This window comes from Patulibacter sp. NPDC049589 (assembly GCF_040675535.1).
GTDB lineage: Bacteria > Actinomycetota > Thermoleophilia > Solirubrobacterales > Solirubrobacteraceae > Patulibacter.
Map to the genome: position 1 here is coordinate 1 of NZ_JBFAPC010000005.1, position 22346 is coordinate 22346.

Annotated in this window: 26 protein-coding genes and 2 pseudogenes; 11 read left to right on the forward strand and 17 right to left on the reverse strand. The window is 75.0% G+C overall.

Annotated elements, in window-relative coordinates; translation table 11 throughout:
* A pseudogene (locus AB0L40_RS01585) lies at positions 1-444 on the reverse strand (hypothetical protein); the annotation flags it as partial.
* Between the two features lie 218 nt (positions 445-662).
* On the opposite strand from AB0L40_RS01585, the gene AB0L40_RS01590 reads away from it, so the two are divergent.
* On the forward strand, positions 663-1703 hold the full coding sequence (locus tag AB0L40_RS01590; RefSeq protein WP_364348140.1) for a DUF892 family protein: 1041 nt from the start codon (positions 663-665) through the stop codon (positions 1701-1703).
* Positions 1704-1832: 129 nt separating this feature from the next.
* On the opposite strand, the gene AB0L40_RS01595 is transcribed toward AB0L40_RS01590, so the two are convergent.
* The 3 genes from AB0L40_RS01595 to AB0L40_RS01605 all read right to left on the reverse strand — a co-directional run bounded on the left by AB0L40_RS01595 (position 1833) and on the right by AB0L40_RS01605 (position 4101).
* A complete protein-coding gene (locus tag AB0L40_RS01595) occupies positions 1833-2048 on the reverse strand; it encodes a hypothetical protein (RefSeq protein WP_364348143.1) in 216 nt (71 codons plus the stop codon).
* On the reverse strand, positions 2045-2809 hold the full coding sequence (locus tag AB0L40_RS01600) for a sigma-70 family RNA polymerase sigma factor (protein WP_364348146.1): 765 nt from the start codon (positions 2807-2809) through the stop codon (positions 2045-2047). The genes AB0L40_RS01595 and AB0L40_RS01600 overlap by 4 nt, the downstream gene beginning before the upstream one ends.
* Positions 2810-3150: 341 nt before the next feature.
* Positions 3151-4101 carry a manganese catalase family protein gene (locus tag AB0L40_RS01605; protein ID WP_364348149.1) on the reverse strand — a complete coding sequence of 317 codons (951 nt, stop codon included), beginning with the start codon at positions 4099-4101 and terminating at the stop codon, positions 3151-3153.
* Between the two features lie 143 nt (positions 4102-4244).
* Here AB0L40_RS01605 and AB0L40_RS01610 point away from each other — a divergent pair, with 143 nt between their 5' ends.
* Positions 4245-5309 (forward strand): NAD-dependent epimerase/dehydratase family protein, encoded by a 1065-nt coding sequence (locus AB0L40_RS01610; RefSeq protein ID WP_364348152.1) that lies wholly within the window; start codon positions 4245-4247, stop codon positions 5307-5309.
* Between the two features lie 68 nt (positions 5310-5377).
* Here the strand turns inward: AB0L40_RS01610 and AB0L40_RS01615 are convergent, their stop codons facing one another.
* The 3 genes from AB0L40_RS01615 to AB0L40_RS01625 all read right to left on the reverse strand — a co-directional run bounded on the left by AB0L40_RS01615 (position 5378) and on the right by AB0L40_RS01625 (position 8903).
* The gene (locus AB0L40_RS01615; protein ID WP_364348155.1) at positions 5378-6574 is read right to left on the reverse strand and encodes a zinc-dependent alcohol dehydrogenase; all 1197 of its coding nucleotides are present in this window, start codon (positions 6572-6574) and stop codon (positions 5378-5380) included.
* A gap of 75 nt (positions 6575-6649) precedes the next feature.
* Entirely contained in the window at positions 6650-7411 is a 762-nt protein-coding gene (locus AB0L40_RS01620; RefSeq protein WP_364348158.1) for a hypothetical protein, read from the reverse strand.
* Positions 7412-7889: 478 nt separating this feature from the next.
* Positions 7890-8903, reverse strand: coding sequence for a putative zinc-binding metallopeptidase (locus tag AB0L40_RS01625; protein ID WP_364348161.1), 1014 nt, complete (start codon positions 8901-8903; stop codon positions 7890-7892).
* A gap of 43 nt (positions 8904-8946) precedes the next feature.
* Between AB0L40_RS01625 and AB0L40_RS01630 the strand changes: the two are divergent.
* From AB0L40_RS01630 to AB0L40_RS01640, 3 genes and pseudogenes are all read left to right on the forward strand, one after another.
* A pseudogene (locus tag AB0L40_RS01630) lies at positions 8947-9135 on the forward strand (hypothetical protein); the annotation flags it as partial.
* Between the two features lie 157 nt (positions 9136-9292).
* The gene (locus AB0L40_RS01635) at positions 9293-9643 is read left to right on the forward strand and encodes a Na-translocating system protein MpsC family protein (RefSeq protein ID WP_364348164.1); all 351 of its coding nucleotides are present in this window, start codon (positions 9293-9295) and stop codon (positions 9641-9643) included.
* Between the two features lie 140 nt (positions 9644-9783).
* Positions 9784-10080: an antibiotic biosynthesis monooxygenase family protein gene (locus AB0L40_RS01640; protein WP_364348167.1), complete on the forward strand. Its 297-nt coding sequence runs from the start codon at positions 9784-9786 to the stop codon at positions 10078-10080.
* A gap of 116 nt (positions 10081-10196) precedes the next feature.
* Here the strand turns inward: AB0L40_RS01640 and AB0L40_RS01645 are convergent, their stop codons facing one another.
* Positions 10197-10529, reverse strand: coding sequence for a hypothetical protein (locus tag AB0L40_RS01645; RefSeq protein WP_364348170.1), 333 nt, complete (start codon positions 10527-10529; stop codon positions 10197-10199).
* A 191-nt stretch (positions 10530-10720) separates the two neighbouring features.
* Here AB0L40_RS01645 and AB0L40_RS01650 point away from each other — a divergent pair, with 191 nt between their 5' ends.
* Complete coding sequence (locus tag AB0L40_RS01650; protein WP_364348173.1) at positions 10721-11962, forward strand: hypothetical protein; 1242 nt, start codon at positions 10721-10723, stop codon at positions 11960-11962.
* Between the two features lie 175 nt (positions 11963-12137).
* On the forward strand, positions 12138-13148 hold the full coding sequence (locus AB0L40_RS01655; protein WP_364348176.1) for an LLM class flavin-dependent oxidoreductase: 1011 nt from the start codon (positions 12138-12140) through the stop codon (positions 13146-13148).
* 107 nt (positions 13149-13255) lie between these two features.
* Here the strand turns inward: AB0L40_RS01655 and AB0L40_RS01660 are convergent, their stop codons facing one another.
* The gene (locus AB0L40_RS01660) at positions 13256-13645 is read right to left on the reverse strand and encodes a hypothetical protein (protein WP_364348179.1); all 390 of its coding nucleotides are present in this window, start codon (positions 13643-13645) and stop codon (positions 13256-13258) included.
* A gap of 59 nt (positions 13646-13704) precedes the next feature.
* On the opposite strand from AB0L40_RS01660, the gene AB0L40_RS01665 reads away from it, so the two are divergent.
* Entirely contained in the window at positions 13705-14322 is a 618-nt protein-coding gene (locus AB0L40_RS01665; RefSeq protein ID WP_364348182.1) for a TetR family transcriptional regulator, read from the forward strand.
* A 116-nt stretch (positions 14323-14438) separates the two neighbouring features.
* Here AB0L40_RS01665 and AB0L40_RS01670 read toward each other — a convergent pair whose 3' ends face one another.
* The 3 genes from AB0L40_RS01670 to AB0L40_RS01680 form a co-directional block, all read right to left on the reverse strand.
* Positions 14439-14903: a helix-turn-helix domain-containing protein gene (locus tag AB0L40_RS01670; RefSeq protein WP_364348185.1), complete on the reverse strand. Its 465-nt coding sequence runs from the start codon at positions 14901-14903 to the stop codon at positions 14439-14441.
* 510 nt (positions 14904-15413) lie between these two features.
* Entirely contained in the window at positions 15414-16283 is an 870-nt protein-coding gene (locus AB0L40_RS01675; RefSeq protein ID WP_364348188.1) for a Cof-type HAD-IIB family hydrolase, read from the reverse strand.
* 413 nt (positions 16284-16696) lie between these two features.
* Positions 16697-16942, reverse strand: coding sequence for an Lrp/AsnC ligand binding domain-containing protein (locus AB0L40_RS01680; protein WP_364348191.1), 246 nt, complete (start codon positions 16940-16942; stop codon positions 16697-16699).
* Positions 16943-16965: 23 nt separating this feature from the next.
* Between AB0L40_RS01680 and AB0L40_RS01685 the strand changes: the two genes are divergently transcribed.
* Both AB0L40_RS01685 and lhgO read left to right on the forward strand, forming a co-directional pair.
* Positions 16966-17166, forward strand: coding sequence for a hypothetical protein (locus AB0L40_RS01685; RefSeq protein ID WP_364348194.1), 201 nt, complete (start codon positions 16966-16968; stop codon positions 17164-17166).
* A 145-nt stretch (positions 17167-17311) separates the two neighbouring features.
* On the forward strand, positions 17312-18586 hold the full coding sequence (lhgO, locus tag AB0L40_RS01690; RefSeq protein ID WP_364348197.1) for an L-2-hydroxyglutarate oxidase: 1275 nt from the start codon (positions 17312-17314) through the stop codon (positions 18584-18586).
* Here lhgO and AB0L40_RS01695 read toward each other — a convergent pair.
* From AB0L40_RS01695 to AB0L40_RS01715, 5 genes are all read right to left on the reverse strand, one after another.
* Positions 18583-18900: a hypothetical protein gene (locus tag AB0L40_RS01695; protein WP_364348200.1), complete on the reverse strand. Its 318-nt coding sequence runs from the start codon at positions 18898-18900 to the stop codon at positions 18583-18585. The genes lhgO and AB0L40_RS01695 overlap by 4 nt on opposite strands.
* Positions 18855-18983, reverse strand: a complete 129-nt coding sequence (locus AB0L40_RS01700; RefSeq protein ID WP_364348203.1) for a hypothetical protein — start codon at positions 18981-18983, stop codon at positions 18855-18857. The genes AB0L40_RS01695 and AB0L40_RS01700 overlap by 46 nt, the downstream gene beginning before the upstream one ends.
* 210 nt (positions 18984-19193) lie before the next feature.
* Entirely contained in the window at positions 19194-19562 is a 369-nt protein-coding gene (locus AB0L40_RS01705; protein ID WP_364348206.1) for a cupin domain-containing protein, read from the reverse strand.
* A gap of 206 nt (positions 19563-19768) precedes the next feature.
* On the reverse strand, positions 19769-20365 hold the full coding sequence (locus AB0L40_RS01710) for a TetR/AcrR family transcriptional regulator (RefSeq protein WP_364348209.1): 597 nt from the start codon (positions 20363-20365) through the stop codon (positions 19769-19771).
* A gap of 405 nt (positions 20366-20770) precedes the next feature.
* Positions 20771-21346, reverse strand: coding sequence for a helix-turn-helix domain-containing protein (locus AB0L40_RS01715; RefSeq protein ID WP_364348212.1), 576 nt, complete (start codon positions 21344-21346; stop codon positions 20771-20773).
* A 107-nt stretch (positions 21347-21453) separates the two neighbouring features.
* Between AB0L40_RS01715 and AB0L40_RS01720 the strand changes: the two genes are divergently transcribed.
* Positions 21454-22335, forward strand: coding sequence for an NAD-dependent epimerase/dehydratase family protein (locus AB0L40_RS01720; RefSeq protein WP_364348358.1), 882 nt, complete (start codon positions 21454-21456; stop codon positions 22333-22335).
* Positions 22336-22346 lie beyond the last annotated feature (11 nt).

Consider the following 22346-nt stretch of genomic DNA (forward strand, 5'->3'; position numbering starts at 1 on the left):
CCTGGTCCTTGTAGAAGCCCTGGTACTGAAACGGGTTGGACTTCGCATCCGCGGACAGGTCGTCGTCGTCGGAGCCGACCGGATCACCGTAGGGGGCGGGCCGCCCGGACCGCCGCCGAAGCCGCCGTGGCCGCCGCGTCCGAAGCCGCCCTCGTGGGTCGCGGTGACCTGGAAGTCCTTGTCGAGCGTGACCTGCGCCTGGGTGCCGTCGGCCTTGCGCACGCGCGCCTCGAACGTGCCGTCGGGACGGCTCTCGATCCCCACGAGCGTGGAGCCCGGGTATTTGGCGAGGACGGCGTCCGACGCCTTGTCCGTGATGCCGCCCGTGAGGGGCGTCGGGGTGCCGGAGCTGCTGGTCGCGGCGTACGCGACGCCGCCGGCTCCGAGGCCGAGCACACCCACGGCCGCGATCGCGACCGTCCGGGACTTCAGGGAGCGGATCATGGGCGCGAGCATCCTCCCCGCGGCTCGGAGGAGCCGAAGAACTTGCTGGGAATGGGCTGAGAGTTCGGTGCGGCGCCCCTTGGTGGGGCCGGCGGAGCGCCGGCGCGGGCTCGCGGTCGTCCGGCCCGGGTCGCTCGCCGACCGCTGGGTAGTGACCGCCGACGCGCGTCCGGCCGGGCGCGCGTCCGTGCAGTCTCAAAGGGAAAGCGATGGGCTCGATGACCCGATCCGAGCAGAAGGTCCTGCAGTACCTGAAGGAGGCCCGTGCGAGCGAGCTGGCGCTGGTGCGGGTCCTGCAGTCGCAGATCGCGATGACCCCGCGCGGGGCGTTCCGCTCCGGCCTCGAGCAGCACCTGACCGACACCCGCGCGCACGCCCGGCGGTTGCGCGAGCGGATCGGCGAGCTCGAGCCCGGCTTCCATCCCGTCCGGCTGGCCGTCGGGGTCGCCGAGGGCGTCGTCGGCCAGGCGCTCGCGCTGAGCAAGACGCCGCTGGACCTCGTGCGCGGCGGGAGCGGCGAGGAGAAGGTCCTGAAGAACGCCAAGGACGCCGCCGCGACCGAGGCGCTGGAGATCGCGACCTACACGGCGCTCGAGCGGCTGGCCCGGCGCACGGGCGATCAGCGGACCGCGGTGCTCGCGGTCGGGATCCGGCGCGAGGAGGAGCGGATGCTCGAGCGCGTCCTCGCCGCGATCCCGGGGCTCACCGACGCGGTGCACGCCGCCGAGGTCGACGGCGACTCCTCGTACGACGTCGCCGAGACCGGCGCGGCCGACGCCGTGCGCCGGGCCGCGGGCACGGCGAAGGACGCGGTGTCCGACGCGCGGGTCGCGGCGAAGGACGGCGCGAAGGCCGCGACAGAGCGCGTCGAGCGGGCCGCGCGCAAGACCGAGGGGACGGCGTCCGACGCCGGAGACGCCGCGAAGGCGGCGAAGGACCGCGCCGAGAAGACGGCGGCGAAGGCCGACCAGGCGGCGAAGGACGCCGCCCGCGCCGCGGCCGACCGTGCCGACGACGTCGCCGCGAAGGTCGAGGAGGTCGTGTCGGACGCCGGGGCCGTCGCGGCGGGACCGGCGGTCCCGGCCGCCGACCTCGAGAAGCCGTGGCCCGGCTACGACGAGCTGTCCGTCGAGGAGATCCGGGCGGTCCTGCTGACCGCCGACGCGGACGCCGCGCAGGAGGTCGTCGACTACGAGGCGGCCAACCAGGCCCGCGACGAGGTGCTGGCCGACGCGGGACGCAAGGTCCCGTCGGCCTGAGCGGGGCGGTCGGGCCCGGAACGGGGTACGTCCCGATCCGGGCTGTCGGCGGGCACCGGCTGGTCGCCGGCGCCCGCGCCGGCGCCGGGGGCACGACCTGCCCCGAGCCGGCCGGCCGCCCGCGGGCCCTCAGGTCCCGGGCGCCGCGCGACCCGGGCCCGTCGGCCCGTACGGCTCGTAGGCGCGCAGCGCCCGCCGGGCCGCCGCGACGCGCCGGCGGTCCGCCCGCTTCCCACCCGCCGTGTCGACGGGCCGGTCGGCGTGGTGCGCGACGGTCCGAGCGGCGGCGAGCGTCGCCTCGGTCCCCGGGGTGGCCCGGAGCCGGTCGTCCTGGGCGGCGCTCATGCCGCCAGCTCCCGGGTCGTCCCGGGCTCGAGGTGCTCGCGCATCCGGCCGGCGGCCTGGTCGAGGATCCGCGACACCTGCATCTGCGACACGTTGATGCGGTCGCCGATCTCGCGCTGGAGCATCTCGTCGTCGAAGCGCATCCGCACGACGCTGCGATCGCGGTCGCTGAGGGTCGCCATCGCGTCCTCAAGCAGGTCGACGTTCTCGACGTGCTGGTAGCCGGCGTCGGAGCGGCCGAGCGTGTCGAGCACGTCGCGGTCCTCCCCGGTGGGGTGGCTCAGCGAGTTGATGCGGAAGCACCCGGCTGCGCGGCGCGCGTCGGCGATGCGGTCTTCCGTCGTCTCCAGCCGGCAGGCGAGCTCGGCGTCCGTGAGCGGACCGCCACCGTGCTCGGCGCGCGCCTCCTCGGCGGTGACGCGCGTCTGCAGCTCCTTCATCGAGCGGGGCACCGCGACCGACCAGCAGTGGTCGCGGAAGTGCCGCTTCATCTCCCCGGTGATCGTCGGCGCCGCGTACGACACGAAGCGGTGCGGCCGCGACAGGTCGAAGCCCTCGATCGCCTTGACCAGGCCGAGCATGCCGACCTGGACCAGGTCCTCGAGCTCCTCGCCGCGACCCGCGTACTTGCGGGCGAACGCCCGGACCATCGGGGTGAACCGGGTCACGAGCTCGTCGTACGCCTCGGCGTCGCCGTGCCGGCGGTACCGCTTCAGCAGCTGCTTGTCGCGCAGCTCGCGCTGCGTCGCCTCTTCCAACATGGGCGGATCCCTCGATGCGTTGAACCGTGTAGCGCGCATCGCCCGAGCCGGTGAAGGCGACGGAGGACAACCCACTTGGAGCAAGGTGCGCCGCCGCCCGGGGGACCGTCGGATCTCCGCTGCACGCTCGCCCGGGAACCGGTCGGCGTCGGAGGCGGCCTGATCGGCAGCGCTCTCTCCTAAGACCCGTCCCGGGCACCTCCCAAACGTCGGGAGGGAGATTCGTCGCCGAACGGCCGTCGCCGCCCGCGGCTGGCGCACCGCCGGCCCCGCCCCGCGCTCTCTCCCCCCGGGCACCGCCGTTCCCGGGGGAGAGACCGCGGCGGGCCCCGCCGGCCGTCCTACTTGCCGGGGTTCTGGACCTCGCCGATGACCTCGTCGGGGAAGCCGGCGTCCTTGCGCAGCTTCGCGACGATCTCGTCGATCTCGCCCAACGCGTAGCTCGGCGCGAAGACGTCGCTCTGCTGCGGCAGGTCGAGCGGCAGCGGACGCAGGGAGGGGTCCTCGTCGACGACCTCGAGCGGCTCGCCCGTCTCGGGGTGGTTGCCGTTGAAGACCGCCGACAGCTCGCGGTAGTCGTCCGGGGAGAACCGGTACAGGCGGCGGTGGTCGCCAATGTCGATGTAGGGCTTCGACTCCTTGATCGCGTCGGAGGGGACGCGGGGGCCGGGGAAGAGCTTCGTCAGGTCGGCGCCGGTGAGGTGCTCCACCGCGCGGGCGTAGGCGACCTGGTGGACGCCGCCGCGGACGAGCAGGTAGCCCGTCAGGGCGCGGGCGGCCGGGTGGTCGCACGCCTCGTAGACGCGCAGCTTGCCGGAGCGCGCGCCGGTCTCGAGGAAGTAGTTGTGCGTCAGGTCCGACAGCAGGTCGCCGGACGAGAACACGTTGTCGCCGGTCCACGGCAGGCCGCGGGAGTCCTGCGGCAGCGCGCCGCGGCCGCCGTTGACGTAGTGGTGCGGGTTGCCGGGCAGGCCGGGCATGTCGAGCAGCGGGGACTTCTGGACCTTCAGCTCGTCCTTGATCGACCGCGTGTCGGTGAGCATCGAGTTGATCGTCGCGGCGACGAGCTCGATGTGGCCGAACTCCTCCGCGGCGATGTTCGAGATGAGGTCGAAGAACGGCCGCGCCTTCTGCCGCTCGCGGAAGTTGAACGACTGGAACGTGTAGTTCAGGAAGGTCGACATCTCGCCGAACTTCCCGCCCATCAGCTCCTGGACGACGGCCGCCTGGGCGGGGTCGGGATCGGTGGGGGGCGGCAGCTCGGCGAGCCACCGGTCGATGCGCAGGATCATGTGACGCTCTCCTCGGTGTGGTGGGCTCCGTCACTGCCCGGCGGCGGGGTGGCGAAACGCCTGCGGCGTCCCGCGATCGGGGCCGTGGGAACGGCCCGTCGGAGCACCGTGCGTGGAGGCCTCCGGCGGGGTAGTGATCGGCGATGCGCGTCGTCGTCCTGGGAGCCACCGGCAACGTGGGGACGGCGGTCGTGCGCGCCCTCGTCGCCGAATCCCGCGTCACCGCGATCACCGGGTTCGCCCGCCGCGCGCCCGAGACGGCGCCGCCGAAGGTGCGCTGGGTCGCCGGGGACGTCCGCGATCACGACCTCGCCGAGCTGTTCCGCGGGGCGGACGCGGTGGTCAACCTCGCGTGGCGGATCCAGCCCTCGCGCCGCCGCGACATCACCCGCGAGACGGACGTCGGCGGCACCGCGCGGGTGCTGGACGCCGTGGCCGCCGCCGGCGTCCCGACCGTCGTCCAGGCGTCGTCGCTGGCGGCGTACGGCCCGCACCGCGGCGACCCGGGAGCGCGGGTGGCGGAGGACTGGCCCGCCGTCGGCATCTCGACGTCGTTCTACTCCCGCGAGAAGGTCGCGGCGGAGGCGCTGCTCGACGTCTTCGAGGAGCGCCACCCGGCCGTGCGCGTCGTCCGGCTGCGCCCCGCGCTGATCTTCCAGCGGTCCGCGGCGCAGGAGGTCCGCCGGTACTTCCTCGGCCCGTTCTGGCCCAGCCCGCTCGTCCGCCCGGGCCGCATCCCCGTCGTGCCGCTGCCGCCCGCGCTGCGCTTCCAGGTCGTCCACGCCGACGACGTCGCCGAGGCGTACCGCCTGGTGCTGCTCGACGACGACGCGCGCGGCGCCTACAACGTCGCGGCGGAGCCGGTGATCACGCCGCGCCGCTTCGCCCGCGTGCTGGGCGGCGACCGCGGGACCCCGGTGCCCGTCCCCGCCGCCGCGCTCCGCCTCCTCGCGAAGGCGACGTGGCTGGCCCGCGTGCAGCCGACGCCGCCCGGGTGGCTGGACCTCGCGATGGGGTCCCCGCTGCTCGACACGACCCGGATCCGCGGCCTCGGCTGGGCGCCGCGCCACGACGGGCCGTCGACGCTGCTGGAGCTCCTCGAGGGCCTGCGGGACCGGGCGGGCGGCGACACCCCGCCGTTGGACGCGGACGCGGGCGGCCCGTGGCGCAGTGGCGAGGTCTCGTCGGGGATCGGCGGCGGTTCGTAGGACCCGGCGGTCCGCGGCGAGGGATCGCGCGGCGAGCGGCGCCGGCCGACCCGGCCCCGGCCGGCGGCTCAGGCGGGCCCGTGGGGCTGCAGCAGCGTCTTGATCATGCCGTCCTGCTTCTTCTGGAACGACTCGTAGGCCTTCGGGCCGTCGTCCAGGGAGAGCTTGTGGGTGGCCAGCCGCTCGACGCCGAGCGGGTCGTCGTCGCCGGTGACCAGCGGCAGCAGGTCGGGGATCCAGCGCTTCACGTTCGCCTGGCCCATCCGGATCGTCACCTGCTTGTCGAAGAGCTGGAGCATCGGCATCGGGTCGGCCATGCCGCCGTAGACGCCCGAGAGCGAGATCGTGCCGCCGCGGCGGACGACGTCGCCGGCGGCGTGCAGCACGCTCATCCGGTCGATGCCGGCGGTCTCGAAGAGCTTCTGCGCGACCGCGTCGGGCAGGAACCCGGCCATCGCCTGGGCGAACTTGCCCACAGGCGCGCCGTGGGCCTCCATGCCGACGGCGTCGATGACGCTGTCGGGCCCGCGTCCGTTCGTCTGCTCCTGCAGGTGCGCCGTCAGGTCCTCGACCTTCGTCGTGTCGACCGGGATCGCGCCGCGCCGCTCGGCCTCGGCCAGCCGCTCGGGCACGAGATCGATGCCGAAGACCTTCGACGCGCCGCGGTGCAGCGCGACCTGCGCCGCCATCAGGCCGATCGGGCCCAGACCGAAGACCGCGACCGTCCCGCCCTCCGGGATGTCGGCGTACTCCACGCCCTGCCAGGCGGTCGGGAGGACGTCGGAGAGGTAGACGAAGCGGTCGTCCTTCGGGCCCTCGGGGACCTTGATCGGCCCGTACTGCGCCTGCGGCACGCGCAGGTACTCGGCCTGGCCGCCGGGGACCTGGCCGTAGAGCTTGGTGTAGCCGAGCAGGGTGGCGCCGGAGCCGTACTCGCGGACCTGCGTCGTCTCGCACTGCGACTGCAGGTCGTGGTCGCACATGAAGCAGTGCCCGCACGAGACGTTGAACGGGATCACCACCCGGTCGCCGGGCGCGATGTGGGTGACCTCCGGGCCGACCGCCTCCACGATGCCCATCGGCTCGTGGCCGAGGACGTCGCCGGCGTCGAGGAACGGGCCGAGGACCTCGTAGAGGTGCAGGTCCGATCCGCAGATGCCGCTCGACGTGATCTTGATGATCGCGTCGGTCGGGTGCTCGATCGTGGGGTCGGGCACGGTGTCGATGCGCACGTCGCGCTTGCCGTGCCAGGTCAGGGCCTTCATGGGTGCTCCGAGCGATTGGGGACGTTCGCGGCATCCCTACCCCCGGCCCCGGGCGGCAATCGCCCCGTGCCGTGCTCAGGGCCGTGGCGCCCCGGCGTCCGCGATCCGCTCCTGCGGCTCGTGGCGCCCGAGGCCGAGGAGGCGGCCGTAGCGGCCGACCCCGGCGTCGTCGAGGTCGGCGGACGCGAGCGAGCGGATGAAGCCGTACGCCAGCAGCACGTGGTACCGCGACTGCGTCTGCCGGTAGACGAGGTAGGCCAGGCCGGAGGACATCGTCGGGCGGAAGTCCTCGACCCGCAGCTGCAGCCGGGCGGTGCTCATCGGCGTGGCGTCCCGCTCGGTCGCGACGCCGTCCTCGCGCCGGACCTCGAGCTCGAGGGAGCCCTGCCCCCGGCCCTTGCGGGAGATGAGGAGCCCGCGGTCGATCGGCCAGCGGATGGTCGCGACGCCGCCGTCCACCTCGAACTCCGGCGCGCGGAAACCGAGGAGCTTGATGCGCGGGGTCACGAAGCAGACGAAGCGCGCGCCGTCCTCGACGTGGACACGGATCAGGCCGAGCGACGTCTTCTCCATGTAGAGCCAGTAGAGGCTCGCCAGGCGCTCGAGGTGCGGGAGGGTCCACGTCCGGTCCAGACGCTCCGTGGGGACCGTGATCGACGCGGACTGCTTCGAGAAGACGGTCCCGGTCCCGCGGTCGAGGCCGGTGTCGTCGACGAAGTGCCCGATGCGGCTGGGGTCGTCCGACGCGGCGAGCTCGCGGATCGCGCCGCGCATCGCCCACAGCGCGATCGGCAGGGTGACCAGCAGGACGAGGGCGATGATGAGGGCGAACGGCACGGCGGACTCCGGGCTCGGGATGACGGGCGGACGGGACGAGGATCCGCCGCGGCCGGGGAACGGACGGGCGGGCGCCGTGCGGCGCAGCCCGGTCTCCACGACCCCTCTGTACCCGCGCCGCGGCACCGCGAGCGGGAGCTGTCGCGCGGGCGCGACGACGCGGCACCGGCGGCGGGCGACGCCCCGGCAGCCTCGGGCTCGGACCCCGCTGGGGCCCCGGGCCCGAAGACGGGTCTCGTCCACGATGTCGTCGTCCCGGTCGCCCAGGCGGCGATCGGCGGCGTCGTCAGCGCGGCGGTCAGCCACCTGGCGTCGGGACCGGGCGCGCCGAAGACGGCGAAGCCCGCGCCTGCCGCGAAGCCGGAGGAGGCCGGGCACCGGGCGACGCTCCGAGGCTCCGTTCGGGCAGCGCCGTCGTCCGGGCACCTCGGCGACCGGGTGCGGCACCGGCCCGGCCGCGCCGACGTCCCCCCGGCCGTCAGCCGCCCGGCCGCTCCGCGGCGACCCGGCGGACGAGGTCGTCGACGAGCGCGAGCTTGTCGATCACCGCCGGCGCGAGGACGAAGGGGTAGAGGTCGTCCGCCCCGATGCTGCGGTTGATCGCGTTCAGCGCGTAGGTCAGCGGCAGCCACGTGTCGAGCATCGAGCGCAGGTCGTCGGGCGCGGCCGCGGGGTAGGCGTAGAGCGGCGCGGCGTCGGCCGCGAGCACCGCCGGCCCCGACACGCTGACCCCGTAGGCGATCGTCGTCTGCAGGACGTCGCGGATGTGGAGGTAGTGCGCGAACGTCTCCGCCCAGTCCTCCCACGGGTGCATCGTGGCGTAGGCCGTGACGTACCCGTCCTGCCAGCCCGCCGGCGGCCCGTCGCGGTAGTAGCGCTCCATCGCGGCGTCGTAGTCCGCGGTCACGTCCCCGAACGCGGCGACGACGCGGGCTGCCCCGGCGGATCCCTCCGGCGCGAGGACCGTGGCGTAGTGGTGGGCGACCTCGTGGCGCAGGTGCCCGAGTACCGTCCGGTACGGCTCGCCCAGGTCCTTCCGCATCCACTCGCGGTAGGCGGGGTCCGCCTCGGTCACGTCGATCGTGACGATGCCGAACGCGTGGCCGGTCACCACCGGCCCCGGCGTGCTCGACCGCATGTCGAAGCCGAGACCCTCCTCGTGGTCGCGGAAGCTGCGGACCGGCAGGCCGAGCTCGAGCAGCTCGAAGACCAGCCGGCGCTTGGCCGCCTCCGCGACCCGGTACTGGGCGAGCCCCGCGGGATCGTCGTCGTCGGGCCGCAGCCGGGTCAGCGCGCACGCGGGGCAGAGCCCGCCCGGCCCCGCAACGCCGTTGCAGGCGATCAGGTCGCGGTTGGCGCACGCGTTCCCGGGCCAGAGCCGGACGATCTCGCGGGTCGGCCAGTCGAAGCCGAGGACCGTGTCGGAGTGCAGGCAGTGCGTGCTCTCGAACGTCACGAGGTGACGGCAGTCGGGGCAGGTGAACGCGCGCACGGGAGGAGGGTGACAGGCACGGTCGCCGGCCCGGCACCGGGCAGTCATCGAGTGCCGCGTCGACGGGTTCCGCTTCGACCTCGCCTCGGCGCTCGCGCGGCAGCTCTACGACGTCGACCGGCGCTCGTCGTTCTTCGACACGATCCACCAGGATCCGGTCCTCAGCCAGGTGAAGCGCATCGCGGAGCCGTGGGACGTCGGCCCCGGCGGCGACCAGGTGGGCACCTTCCCGGTGCCGGCTCTGACGGCCTGGCGGTTGCATCCGCGCCGCAGAGGGCTAGCGTGGAGGCGGGGGAGCCCCGCGCGCACGCCGTGCGCGCGGTCCCGCCAGGACGTGACGGAGGTCCTCCGGCACCAGCGAGTCCAGGACTCGGGACGAGGAGGTCGGTGTGTCGGACGTTCGAACCACACCCCATGCGGAGATCTCGGGGGCGGTGGCGCACCTGTACAAGTCGCGCACCGGGCGCGGGCCGACGACCATCACGACGCTCCTGACCTCGGGGCTCGTGGTCTGCGTGATCGAGGACAGCACGACACCGTTCGAGGGGACGCTGATGCAGCTCGGCGCCGCCGAGGTCGTCAACGAGGCCCGCCGGACGTTCCAGCGCGCGGTCGGCCCGCAGCTGGTCGAGGAGGTGGAGCGGATCCTCGGCCGCACCGTCCGCGGGCACGTGCCCACGTACGACGCCGCGGTCGACGCGGGCACCGACCTGTTCCTGCTGGAGGCCGTGCCGGCCTGAGACCGCGCGCCAGAACGCCGCCGATCCGCGGTGCCACGGGCCTGCGACCGTCATCTGCGAGGCTCGGCCGGTCCGCCGGGGCGGGTCGATGACGACCGCCGCCCGCCGGGCGCAACCGCCATCCGAACCCGGAGCCTCCGATGTCCGTCACCGCGATCCTCGACCTGCACTTCAAGCCGGAGGCCGTCGAGCAGGCGCTCGAGATCCTCACCCGCGCGCTGGCGGACACCCGCGCGTTCGACGGCTGCGAGGGCGTGACCGTCGTCCAGGACCGCGACGACCCGGCGCACGTCGTCGCGGTCGAGCAGTGGGCCTCGCTGGAGGCCGACGCCAGATACCGCGAGTGGCGCGCGGGCGACGGGGCGATCACGGACCTGCCGCCGACGCTGGCCGGCGCGCCGTCGCTCTTCGTCGGGACGGACATCGCCGCGCTCTAGCGGGACGCACCGGGGACGCGACGCCGTCGTCGGGGACGGCGCCTGGCGCCCGGCCGCGCCGACGCGTCGGAGCGGCCGGCCGACCTGCGGGCGATCCCTCGAGGATCGCCGCCGGTTCACGCGTCCGCCGGGACCGGCAGCGCCGCCACGACGTCGCGGTGCGCGAACACCACGGCGGGGTGGTCCTGCAGGGCCTTCAGGTACCGCGCGCCGAACGTCGTGCCGGCGTCGGGTGCCACGAGCAGCGCGCGGAGCCGGTCGAGCGCCGCGGTGCGGCGCGCGACGTCGTCCTCGCCGCGCGCGGCGTCGAGCTCCGCGATCAGTGCCGAGAGGGTGCTCAGCCAGTCGAAGCGCAGGTCCTCGGTCGCGGCCTGCAGGACCTCGCCGGCGCTCATCCGGCCGGCGAAGCGCTCGGCCGTGCGGCGCTGCTGCTCGGCCGCGGCGGCCAACGTCGGCTGAGCGGGACGGGGCGGGGCGGCGGATACCGCTGCGGCGGGGCTCGCCGGTCCGTGGTGGTCCGGTCAGCGGGTGGGTCCGGCCCGTGCGCAGGGCACGACCGCCCCACGGCCACCCCCCGATGCGCTTGACTGGCCGGTGAACCCCCCGTTGCCTCCGTTCACCGATCAGGAGCAGGACCTCGATGACCAGCACCACCTCCCGCATCCGGCGTCGGGCGACGACGAGCGTCGCGTCCCTGGGCGCCGCGGCGGCGATCGTCGCGGTCGGCGTGTCCGCCGCCTCGACGTCCGCGGCGACGCCCGGCGACCAGGCGACCACCCGCGCCGGCACGTGCCAGACGAGCTACTCGAGCAGCCGCGACCTGACCGCGGCCCAGCAGCTGCTGGGCCGGACCCCGGCCGGCCGGCTGCCCGACGGGGTCGCGAGCCAGCCCGCGATCTCCCGCGACAGCCGCGCCAACCGCGTGGTCGCCTACACGTCGACGTCGACGACGACCGCCACCCCGGTCGCCCCCGGCACGCGCAACATCTTCGTCGTGCGCCGCACCGGCACGATCGCCAAGAACGCCAACGCCTGGCAGGTCGGCGCCACGCAGCTGATCTCCGTCGGGACGGGCGGCGCCGCGGCGAACGGCGACTCGTTCGGCGCGTCGATCTCCGGCTACACCGGCGGGAGCGACGCCGCCAAGGGCCCGAGCAAGCTCGCGTTCCTGTCGAAGGCGACGAACCTGCCGGGCGGCAACGCGACCGGCACGAGCGCGTTCACGGCGTCGGTGAACGGCGGCGGGATCTCCCGGATCGACGCCCCGGGCACCGCGACGGGCGTCGGCATCTCGGGCGACTCGAAGCTCGTCTACGTCTCCACCGAGTCCGGGCTCTACGTGCAACGCGGGTCGCGCGTGAAGAAGCTCGTGTCGGGCTCGGGCATCTCCTCGCCGTCGACGACGCTCAACGGCAAGCAGGCCGCGTACGAGCAGAACGGGACGGTCTTCACGATCAAGTCCAACGGCAGCGGCCGCAAGAAGATCGCCAAGGGCACCGCGCCCCAGAGCGACGGCGGCAACCCGAGCGGCTCCGGAATCGGCCTGATCCGCGCGATCGCGTTCAAGCGCGGCGGCGGTGCGTGGCGCGCCGAGATCGCGGGCTCGAAGGTCCGCCAGGTCCGCTTCGGGAACGCGCCGGGCGGCGCCGTCTCGATCAACGGCGGCGGCAACGGCGTCGGCTTCGGCAACGGCGCCAACGTCTGCCTGCAGGTCCGGCTCCTCGGATCCGACCCGCGGTCCGGCGGCTACGACATCCCGCAGGGCGCCTGCCCCGCCGGCCAGGGCGACGTCACCGACGTGTCGGTCAGCACCCGCTACAACTACCTCGCCTTCGCGTGCTCGAAGGGCGGCCTGTACCTGCAGTACGTCGGCGGGAAGTAGGGGCCCGGGCGCGGCGGGCGGTCGTCGCCGCCCGCCGTCCCGGTCGTGGCGCCGGCCCGCCCGCATCGCCTGGTCCCACCGGCACGCCGCACCGTCCTGAGTACCGTGGAAGGACGGTTCCGGGAGTCGCCCGGGTCACGCGCCCGGGGTGTCCCGGGGCGGCGAGGAGGTCGTGATGGACGTGCGGTTGTCGGTACTGGATCTGGCTACGGCGGGCGGGAGCGTCTCGCCGCGGGACGCGCTGCTCGGGAGCGCCGAGCTGGCCAAGCGCGCCGAGGACTGGGGCTACGGGCGCTACTGGTTCTCGGAGCACCACAACATGCCGAGCATCGTGTCCTCGACGCCGGCCGTCCTCGCGGGCTACATCGCCGCGAACACCGAGCGGATCCGCGTCGGCTCGGGCGGCGTGATGCTGCCCAACCACTCGCCGCTGATCATCGCCGAGCAGTACGGCACCCTCGAGACGCTCTACCCCGGACGCGTCGACCTGGGCCTCGGCCGGGCGCCGGGCACGGACTTCGACACGGTGCGCGCGATGCGCCGCTCGCCCGAGGCGTCCGACCGCTTCCCGCAGGACGTCCAGGAGCTGCAGCGCCTGCTCGGTCCGTCGCACCCCGGGCAGACCGTCCGCGCGATCCCCGGCGAGGGCACGAACGTGCCGCTCTACATCCTCGGCTCCTCGCTGTTCGGCGCGCGCCTGGCGGCCCAGCTCGGCCTGCCGTACGCGTTCGCGTCGCACTTCGCGCCCGCCGAGCTGCTGAACGCGTCGGCCCTCTACCACGAGGAGTTCCGGCCCTCGGAGCAGCTCGAGGCGCCGTACATGATCGCCAGCATGAACGTCTTCGCCGCCGACACCGAGGACCAGGCGAAGATCCTCCACGCCACGGCGCTCGAGAAGATGGCCCGCGCCCTCAGCGGCCGGCAGATCGACGGCACCGACCGCGCCGAGACCGAGGCGATCCTGCGCTCGCCCGTCGGACGCCATGCCCTGCAGATGCTCCACTTCTCCGCTGTCGGCGACGCCGACCAGGTGGGCGAGCAGGTGACCGCGTTCGCGAAGCAGGCCGGCGCCGACGAGGTGATGGTCGCGATGAACGTCGCGGACCTGTCCGCCCGGATCCGCTCCTACGAGCTGCTCGCCGGGGCGCTCGTGCGGGACGGCGCGCAGACGGTGGTGGGCGGCTGAGCGGTCGGCGCGACTCGGTCGTCCACGGGCCGAGGCTCCGGGTGGGTGGTCGACGGGCCTGTCGGCTCAGTCTCGCTCGGCGAGACGGTCTGCGCCGCGCGAGGCCGTCAGGCGGGCGCCGGCGTCCGCGCGCGCCGCGTCGTCGCCCACGCGAGCGCGAGCGCGAGGACGCCGAGCAGCGGATGGACGACGCGGTCCCGCGCGTCGACGGGGACGACGCCGAGGAGGTCCGCGTCGTGCACGAGCTCGAGGCCCGTCATCAGCAGGTAGGCGGCGCCGACGAGCAGGACCGCCGGCACCTCGTGCTCCCGGCGCGCGAGCCCGAACGCCAGCACGGCGCAGATCGCGAGCTGCAGGACCGAGCGCCAGCCGTCGCCCGGCGTGCCGAAGCTCGCCCCGGCGGCGAGGGTGCTCACCGCCCGCGCGCCGAGGAAGACGATGGTCAGGCCCGCGTACCACTGGGCCGGGCGGACGGGGCGGATGCGTCGGTCGAACACGGTGACTCCTCGAGGGCTTACTGCCATGGTGGCAGTACTGTAGCGCCTATACTGCCACCGTGGCACTAGTGAGCGACCCGGATCGTCCCCGCCGGCGCCGGCGCACCCCGGAGGAGGCGCGGGCCGAGATCCTCGCGGCGGCGTCGGAGCTGCTCACCGACCGGCGGTCGGAGCTCACCGTCGCCGCGATCATGGAGCGCACGACGCTGTCCCGGAAGTCGTTCTACGTTCACTTCCGCGACCGCGCGGAGCTCATGACCTGCCTCGTGGCCCCGCTGCGCCGGGGGGCCGACGAGGCGCTCGAGCGCTGGCGGACGGCCGACGACCCGATCGTCGCCGGGAGGGCCGCGCTGCGGAGCGCCGCCCACGCCTACCGCCTGCACGGCGCCGTCCTGCGTGCGCTCGCGTCCGCGGCGGAGCGCGACCCCGAGATCGCCGTGGCGTGGGCGGGCTTCGTCGACCCGGTGGTGGACCTCGGCACCCGGACGATCACCGACGCCGTCGCGGCCGGCACGAGCACCGGCCTCGACCCGGGGCGGACGGCCCGCGCGCTGGTGACGATGAACGTGCACTGCCTCCTGGGCCTGGAGCCCGACGCGAGCGACGCGGAGCTCGAGGCCCTCGTCACGACGCTCGCGGCGGTGTGGGAGCGGACGATCTACGCGACGACGGCCTGAGGTGGCCGGGGCGCGAGGGGGCCCGTGCGTGCGGGTGGGCGCCGCCGTCAGCCGCGACGGCGTGGCCTGGGGTGGGCGTGCTGTCTCCGCGCTCGACTCCGCGTGCCCCGGCGCCCCTACCCCCGCAGCACCGGCGGGTGCGTCCCGCCGACGACCTCGAACTCGCCCGGCCGGACCTCGTCGCCGCACGCGCGGCAGACGGTGACCGGGTGCAGCTCGGCGCCGCAGCGGTGGCGGAAGACCGCCGTCGGGAGGTCGTCCTCGCCGGTGTGGCGCTCGCCCCAGATCTTCAGGGCGAGGAGGACCGGGACGAGGTCCGCGCCGGCCTCGGTCAGGAGGTACTCGTGGCGGACCGGGCGCTCGGAGTACTGCCGGCGCGCGATGACGCCGGTGTCCTCGAGCTTGCGCAGCCGGGTGGTGAGCAGCGACCGCGGGGCGCCGGTGAGCGTCGCGAGCTCGGAGAACCGGCGGTTGCCGTAGAGGATCTCGCGCAGGAGCGGCAGCGAGTGGCTGTCGCCGAGGACCGCGACGGCGTCGGTGACGGAGCAGACGCGAGGACTCGGTAGCACTTCTGGACCCACGCCAATACGGTACACCGCGGGTGGTCCAATATCTGGACCACGACCGCGGCCGGGAGCAGCCCATGGACGTCCCCGAGACCTTCGCCGACCGCAACACGGCCTTCGCCACCGACGGATTCGACCCCGCCCTGCGGATGATGCCGTCGCTGCGGACGATCGTCGCCGGCTGCGTCGACCCCACCGACGTCCTCGGCCTCCAGCCGGGCGAGGTCGCCGCGATCCGCAACGTCGGCGGCCGCGTCACGCCCGCCACGCTGCTGGAGCTCGCCCTGCTGCGCAAGGCCTCGCCGGCGGCCGGCGGGGCAGCCACCCGCGCTCGGTGCGCTCGAGCTCGGCGAGCCCGCGCAGCAGGTCGACCGCGATGGGGTGCGAGGCGAGCTCGGGGCCCGACGATCCGGCGGACGGGGAGGCGGGGAGGCGGGGAGGCCCATGCCCGCAGTCTGTCGCCGCGCGGGGACGGGCGACGCGACGTCGGGCGCGGGCCACCGCCCGGCGCCGGTCCGGCGCGCGTCAGCCGGCGGGCGGGACCGCCGGGGGGAGCCCGAGCGCCGCGCGCAGCACGCGGACGACACCGTCCTCGGTGTTCGCCGGCGCGACGTGGCGGGCGGCGTCCAGGATCTCGGGGTGGGCGTTGGCCATCGCGAACGAGTGCTCGCAGGCGGCGAGCAGTTCGAGGTCGTTGAGGTAGTCGCCGAAGGCCATCGTCTGGGCCGGCGTGATCCCGAGCTCGCGCTGCAGGTCCCGGACCGCGGCGCCCTTGTCCGCTCCGGCGCTCATCACGTCGATCCAGTGCTCGCCAGAGACGACGACCTGCTCGTCCACGACCAGCCCGCGCACCGCCGGCGCGGTGTTCTCGGCGCCGGCGAAGTCGAAGACCGCGAGCTTGAGGATCTCGTCGTCGTGATCCGTGACGTCGCCGAGGACGTCGAGCGCGACGTAGTACCGGCGGACCTCGGCGAGGAACGCGTCGTCGGCGCGCTCGATGTACGCCGAGCGCTTGCCGCAGACGACGATGCCGATGTCCGCGCCGTCGGCGACCAGGTCGCGGACGCCGCCGACGACGGCCTCGACGAGCGCCGTCCGCAGCGTCCGCGAGCTGACCTCGCGCCCGTCGCGGACGACGTAGGTGCCGTTCTCGGCGATGAAGACCATGCCTTCGGACGCCGCTCGGAACAGCTGCTGGAGCGTCGCGCACTGCCGCCCGCTCGCCGGGCTGAAGAGGACGCCTCGGTCGCGCAGCTGCTGGAGGACGGGCCAGAACGTCGCGGGCACCTCGCCCGCGCCGTCCAGCAGCGTCCCGTCCATGTCCGCGATCACCAGGCGGACGTGCGGGAGGCTCGGGACGCCGGTCGGGGATGCGGTGTCGGCGGGGTGCGGCAAGAACCGAGTATCGGCGACCGCGCTCCGCCCCGTGTCACTGCACGTGCACCACGCGGCGGTGGCCGACGGCCTGCTGGTTGCCGACCTTGCGGTAGACGGTCACCCCGACCGTCTTGACCTTGCCCGTCGCACGCGGGGCCGCACCAACCCCGCGGACCGCCGTGCGACGTTCCAGAGCGACACCCCGACGCTGGAGGCGATCCCGGCCCCATCAAGGAGGCGCAGCCCGACACCGGCCCCGCCGCGGGCCTCGTCTACCAGCTCCCCGGCGGCACGAGCTCGTACGCCAACGGGATCATCGACTGGCCGGCGCCCGTGCGCTACGGCTACACGTTCACGAACGACGGGGCCCGGACGATCCACAGCGCCGAGGCGGTCGGCGCCTACTCGGCGACCGAGAAGGCCGCCCGTCCTCAGGACGTGCGGCCCGTCCCGCTGCGCGGCCGCCGGGAGCGCATGATCATCCGGCTCTCGGTGGCGGCGACGCCGCCGGACTGGCGGATGGCGCGGACGGTCTGGTCCATCGCGTCCGTGTCCGCGCAGACGATGCGCAGGACGTCGTCGGACCGCCCGGTGACGAACCACGACTGCCGGACGTCCGGCAACGTCTCGAGGAACGCCTCGAACCGCTCCGGCGGCGCGGCCGGCAGCAGGCGCACGTCCCGGCCCGTGTGGTCGTGACATGCCCGGCGGCGTCCCCGACACCTCGACCCGCGCGCTGACCAACGCCACCCTGCCGCACGTCCGGGCGCTGGCGGACCGGGGCACCGACGGCGCGCTGGCCGTCGACCCCGGCCTGCAGGCGGGCGTCAACGTCCGCGGCGGCGAGATCCTCGTGCCGGCCGTCCAGGAAGCCCTCGACGCGGTGCGCGTCGCGGCCTGAGCCCGACCCCGCGGGTGATCCCCGCGCACACGTCGAGTCCGGCCTCCGAGGGTGATCCCCGCACACGCCTCCCGCGCGAGCGATCGCAGCGGCCGACGTGGGCGGGCGGTCCTCGCCCCCGGCCGGCCCCACTACGGTGCAGGGGATGAGCGCCCCCGACCCGGCCCCGCGCGGCACGCCCGGCCCGGACCCCGCGGCCTACGACGTGGTCGTCGTCGGCGCGGGCATCCTCGGCCTGGCGACCGCGCGCGAGCTGCTGGCGCGCGACCCGGGCCTGCGGATCGCGGTGGTCGACCAGGCCGACGCGGTGGCCGCGCACCAGACGGGGCACAACAGCGGCGTCATCCACGCGGGGATCTACTACGCGCCGGGGTCGCTGAAGGCGCGGCTGTGCGTCGACGGCGCCCGCCGGATGTACGCGTACTGCGCCGAGCGGGGGATCCCCACCGAGCGCGTCGGCAAGCTCGTCGTCGCGCTCGACGCCTCCGAGCTGCCGGGGCTCGACGAGCTCGAGCGTCGCTCGCGGATCAACGGCGTGACCATCGAGCGCGTCGGGCCCGGACGGCTGCGCGAGATCGAGCCGCACGCCGTCGGCGTCGCCGCGCTGCACTCGCCGAACACCGGGATCGTCGACTTCGCGACGGTGGCCCGCGCGCTGGCCGAGGACGTCCGCGCCGCGGGCGGCGACGTCCTCCTCGGCCGCGAGGTCACCGGCGTCGCACGGCGCGGCGCGCTGCGGGAGCTGCGGACCCCCGCCGGCCCGATCCTCACCCGCGGCCTGATCGGCTGCGCCGGCGGCTGGGCCGACCGGCTCGCGGTCGCCGACGGCGGCTCGCCGGACCCGCGGATCGTCCCGTTCCGCGGCGCCTACCTGCGGCTCCGACCCGAGGCGACGATGCTCGTCCGTGGCCTGATCTACCCCGTGCCGGACCCCGAGCTGCCGTTCCTCGGCGTCCACCTGACCCGGCATGTGTCGGGCGACGTGCTGCTCGGCCCGACCGCACTCCTGGTCGGCGCGCGCGACGCCTACGACGTCGGGCGGATCCGGCGCCGCGACCTCGGGTCGATCGTGCGCTGGCCGGGGACCTGGCGGATCGCCCGGCACTTCTGGCGGACCGCGGCGAGCGAGCTGGCCACCGCCGTCAGCCGCCGCGCCTTCGTGGCCGGGTGCGCGCGCTACGTGCCGGAGCTGCGCACCGAGGACGTGGCGGACGGCTGGGCCGGGGTCCGCGCGCAGGCGGTCTCCCGCGACGGCCGCCTGGTCGACGACTTCGTGTTCGACGAGCGCCCGGGGGCCCTGCACGTCCGCAACGCGCCGTCCCCGGCGGCGACCTCGTCGCTGGCGATCGCGGCGATGATCGCGGACCGCGCGGCCGGGTCCCTCGACCTCGCGCCGGCGGGCGCGGCGCCGCGGTCCTAGCGCTGCTCAGGCCCGGCGCTCCTCCGCCTCGCCCCGAAGTACACCCCGTCGACCAGCAGCGCGACCATCCGCCGGCCGTCGCCGCCGCCGTCGGCCGGCCGGTTGAGGCTGGCCACGGGGTGCAGGAGGTCCGCGGCGTCGACGCCGGAGCGGATCTCGCCGCTCGCGGTCGCGGCGTCCAGCAGGCCCTGGGGCGGCGGATCGAGGCGCTGTCGGAAGTCGTCGGGCAGCGCCTGGAACGCCGGGTCGCGGGAGTGCAGGCCCTTCCTCAGCCCCCCTTGCTCGAGAGGAACTCGGTGTAGCGGTCCATCCACCGGGCGAGCGCCACGCCCGGCTCGTGCTCCGTGACCAGCGCGGTGGCAGCGTCCGCGCACGCGTCGACCTCGCGCTGGAACACGGCCTCGACCGCCTCGACCGCCTCGATGCCGGCTGATCGACCCGCTCGTGGGCTGGACGACGGACGTGCTGCCGGCCGTCGAAGAGGCCCGAGAGCGGTTCGACGCCGACGCGTGAGGGCCGCGGCCGGACGGCCGCTCACCCCTGCGACCCTCCGGTTCCCGGCCGGCAGTCGGCGGGCCCGGCCCGGCAGCAGGCCCCGGTTCCGGGATCATCGGTCGCCGAGCAGCATCTCTGTCCGGTACTCGGCGGAGAGCGCCGGCATGCGGGCCATGCGCGCGGCCCGCTCCGCGGCGGAGACCTCCGGGGCCGGCGCGTCGCGGGACGCGAGGCGGTCGCCAGCGAGCGCGAAGAAGCGCTCCTGCCCGGCCGGCGAGCAGGTGCAGAGCAGGTGCACGGCGCTGCCGGTCGGGTTGCGGAAGGCGTGCGGGGCGTTGGCGGGGATGTTGGCCGTCTCGCCGGCCCGGAGCACCCGGGTCTCGCCGCGGAAGGTCACCTCGAGCTCGCCATCCAGCACCGAGAAGGTCTCCTCGAAGTCGTGGCGGTGCGGCGGCGGTCCGCCGCCCGGCGACACGAGCATGTCGATCAGCGTGAAGCGCCCCGCGGTGTCCTCCCCGCTGACCAGGACGGTGTAGCTGTCGCCGACCAGCCCGATGTGCGGGAGCGTGTCGTCGTCGGGCCGGGCGACCGCGAGCTCGCGCCCGAGGTCGTCGTCGGGGAGCGGGGACGGGTCGGGCGCGGGGGTGTGTGCATGGTGCTCCGACTATACGGACGAAATCGTCCGTTTCAATCGTCGACGCGATCCGGTCCCGCGATGCCGTCCACGTAGATCCGGGCCTGGCGCCGGGCGATCGCGTCCCAGTCCGTGACGGTCGCCAGCGGCTCGGCGAGCATCGCGCCGAAGAGGACGACGTCGCCCGCGGTGAGGTCCGCGCGCAGCGACCCGTCCGCGACGCCCGGGGCCAGGAGCGCCTCGACGGCGCGGCCGACCTGGCGTCGCAGCTCGAGGACCGCGGCGTCGGCGACGACCGGCCCGCCGTGCAGGGGCAGCACGAGCTCGGCCCGCCGGGTGATCGTCGCGTCGAGGAACGCGGCGACGCGGTCGCCCGCGCGTGGCCCGGCCTCGGAGGCGATCCGGAGGTTCTCGAGCACGATGCCGAAGGAGCGGGCGCTCAGCGCGGCCAGCAGGTCCTCGCGGGTCGGGAAGTGGCGGTAGACCGTGCCGACGCCCACGTCCGCGTCGGCGGCGATCGTCGCCATCGGCACCTTCGGGCCCTCGCGCCGGACCGCGTGCACCGCGGCCAGGAGGACCCTCTCGCGGTTGGCCTCGGCGTCCCGGCGCGGCCGGCGCGAACGGGTCTTCGGGTCGCGGTCCGGGGCCACGCGCGGATGGTGACAGTTCCCCGCGGCGACGAAGCGGACGCTCTGGTCCGCTTGATCGGGCTCGTCCCCGCGGCGTCCGGGACGTCCGTCGCGCGGTCGCGGAGGCGGCGCGCTACCCGCGCCGGACGTTCGCCGCGACGGCGTCCCGGATCGGCGTCGCCCCCTGGTTGAGCTCCAGGATCTGCCGACCACCGCGTCGACGCCCTGCCCCGCGAGCTCCGCCCGCTGCTCGTCCCGGCGCACGAGGCCTCGGACGGCGTCGCCGCTGGAGGTCAGCTCCCGCGCCAGCAGCCCGCCGATGCCACCCGCGATCCCGACGATGAAGACGTCCATGCTGCAGGCTCCGTTCGTGCGTGCGGCGTCGTGCCGCCCGGCTCGACGGCCCGGTTCGCCGGGGTCTCCCGCTCACCCCAGCGACGCCGTCGCCGCCCGCAGGTCCTCGAGCGCGGCCAGGGCGTGCGGCGCGAGGTCGTCGTCGGCGTCGTCGCCTTCGGACCACTCGGCGTAGCCGCGCTTGAACGCGAGGACGCCGAGCTCGGCGGCGAGGTGCGCGACCGGGTCGGGGACGCCGCGGGCGACCAGGGCGTCGGTCATCGCGGCGGCGAGGCCGACGCTCTTCAGCGCGTCGCGCTCCTGGAGCTCGGCGCTGGCGGCGACGGCGGCCTTCAGGCGCGGGCCGAGCTCGCGGTTCATCGGGCCCATGGTGCTCGACGCGCGCTCCAGGCCCGCGGCGACGGCCTGCAGGGGCGTCGCGTCCGCCGGTGCCTCGGTGATCCCGTCCGCGAGCAGCCGGCTCAGCGCGTCCTGTCCGGCGACCAACAGCTCCCGCTTGTCCGGGAAGTGGCGGAAGAACGTGCTCTTCGTGACCCCGGCGCGCTCGGCGATCTGCGCCACCGTCGTGGCGTCGTAGCCCTGCTCGGTGAAGAGGTCGACGGCCGCGAGGACGAGTCGCTCGCGTGCCCCCGGTTGCCATCGCGCCATCCGCCCAGCATAGGTGACGGGACACTGGTCCCATGGTGATGGGACTTGTGTCCCGTCGGGTGCTACGGTGATGGGACAAGGGTCCCATGACTTCGCAGGAGCATCACATGCACGTCTTCGTCACCGGCGGTACCGGCACCATCGGCACCCCCGTCGTCGCCGAGCTGCTCGCGGGCGGCCACACCGTCCTCGCGCTCGCCCGGTCGGAGGAGTCGGCCCGGGCCGTCGAGGCCGCCGGCGCCACGGCCCTGCGGGGCGGGCTCGCGGATCTCGACGTCCTGCGGGCCGGGGCGGCGCAGTCCGACGGCGTGATCTCGCTGGCGTTCGGCCGCGACTACTCGAGCCCGGAGGCGCTCGCCGCGTCCATCACCGAGGAGACGGCCGCCAACGCCGCGCTGGGGGAGGAGCTCGCCGGCAGCGACCGGCCGATGGTCGTCGTGTCGGGGACGCCGTGGGTCCCGGGTCGCGCGTCGACCGAGGCCGATCCGATCCCGACGGACGGTCCGGTCGGCGGTCGGGGCCGGGCCGTCACGGCGCACCTGGCGCTGGGGCCGCGCGGCGTGCGCGCCACCGCCGTCCGCCTGCCGCGCACGGTCCACGAGGACGGCGACGGCGGGTTCGCCGGCCTGCTGGCCCAGTCGGCGCGCCGGACGGGCGTGGCCGGCTACCCCGGCGACGGCACGCAGCGCTGGCCGGCGGTCCACGCGCGGGACGCGGCGGTCCTCTTCCGCCTGGTGCTCGAGTCCGCGCCGGCCGGGACGGCCTGGCACGCGGTGGCCGACGAGGGCGACGCCGTCCGTGACATCGCGGCCGTCATCGGCCGGCGGCTCGGCCTGCCGGTCGAGCGGGTGCCGGAGGAGGCCTTCGGCCCGTTCGGCCCGATCTTCGCGATGGACCAGCCGTCGACGAGCACCCACACCCGCGAGGCGCTGGGCTGGGAGCCGACGCACCCGGGCCTGCTCGAGGACCTGGAGAACGTCCAGGCCTGAGGGCGGCGCCG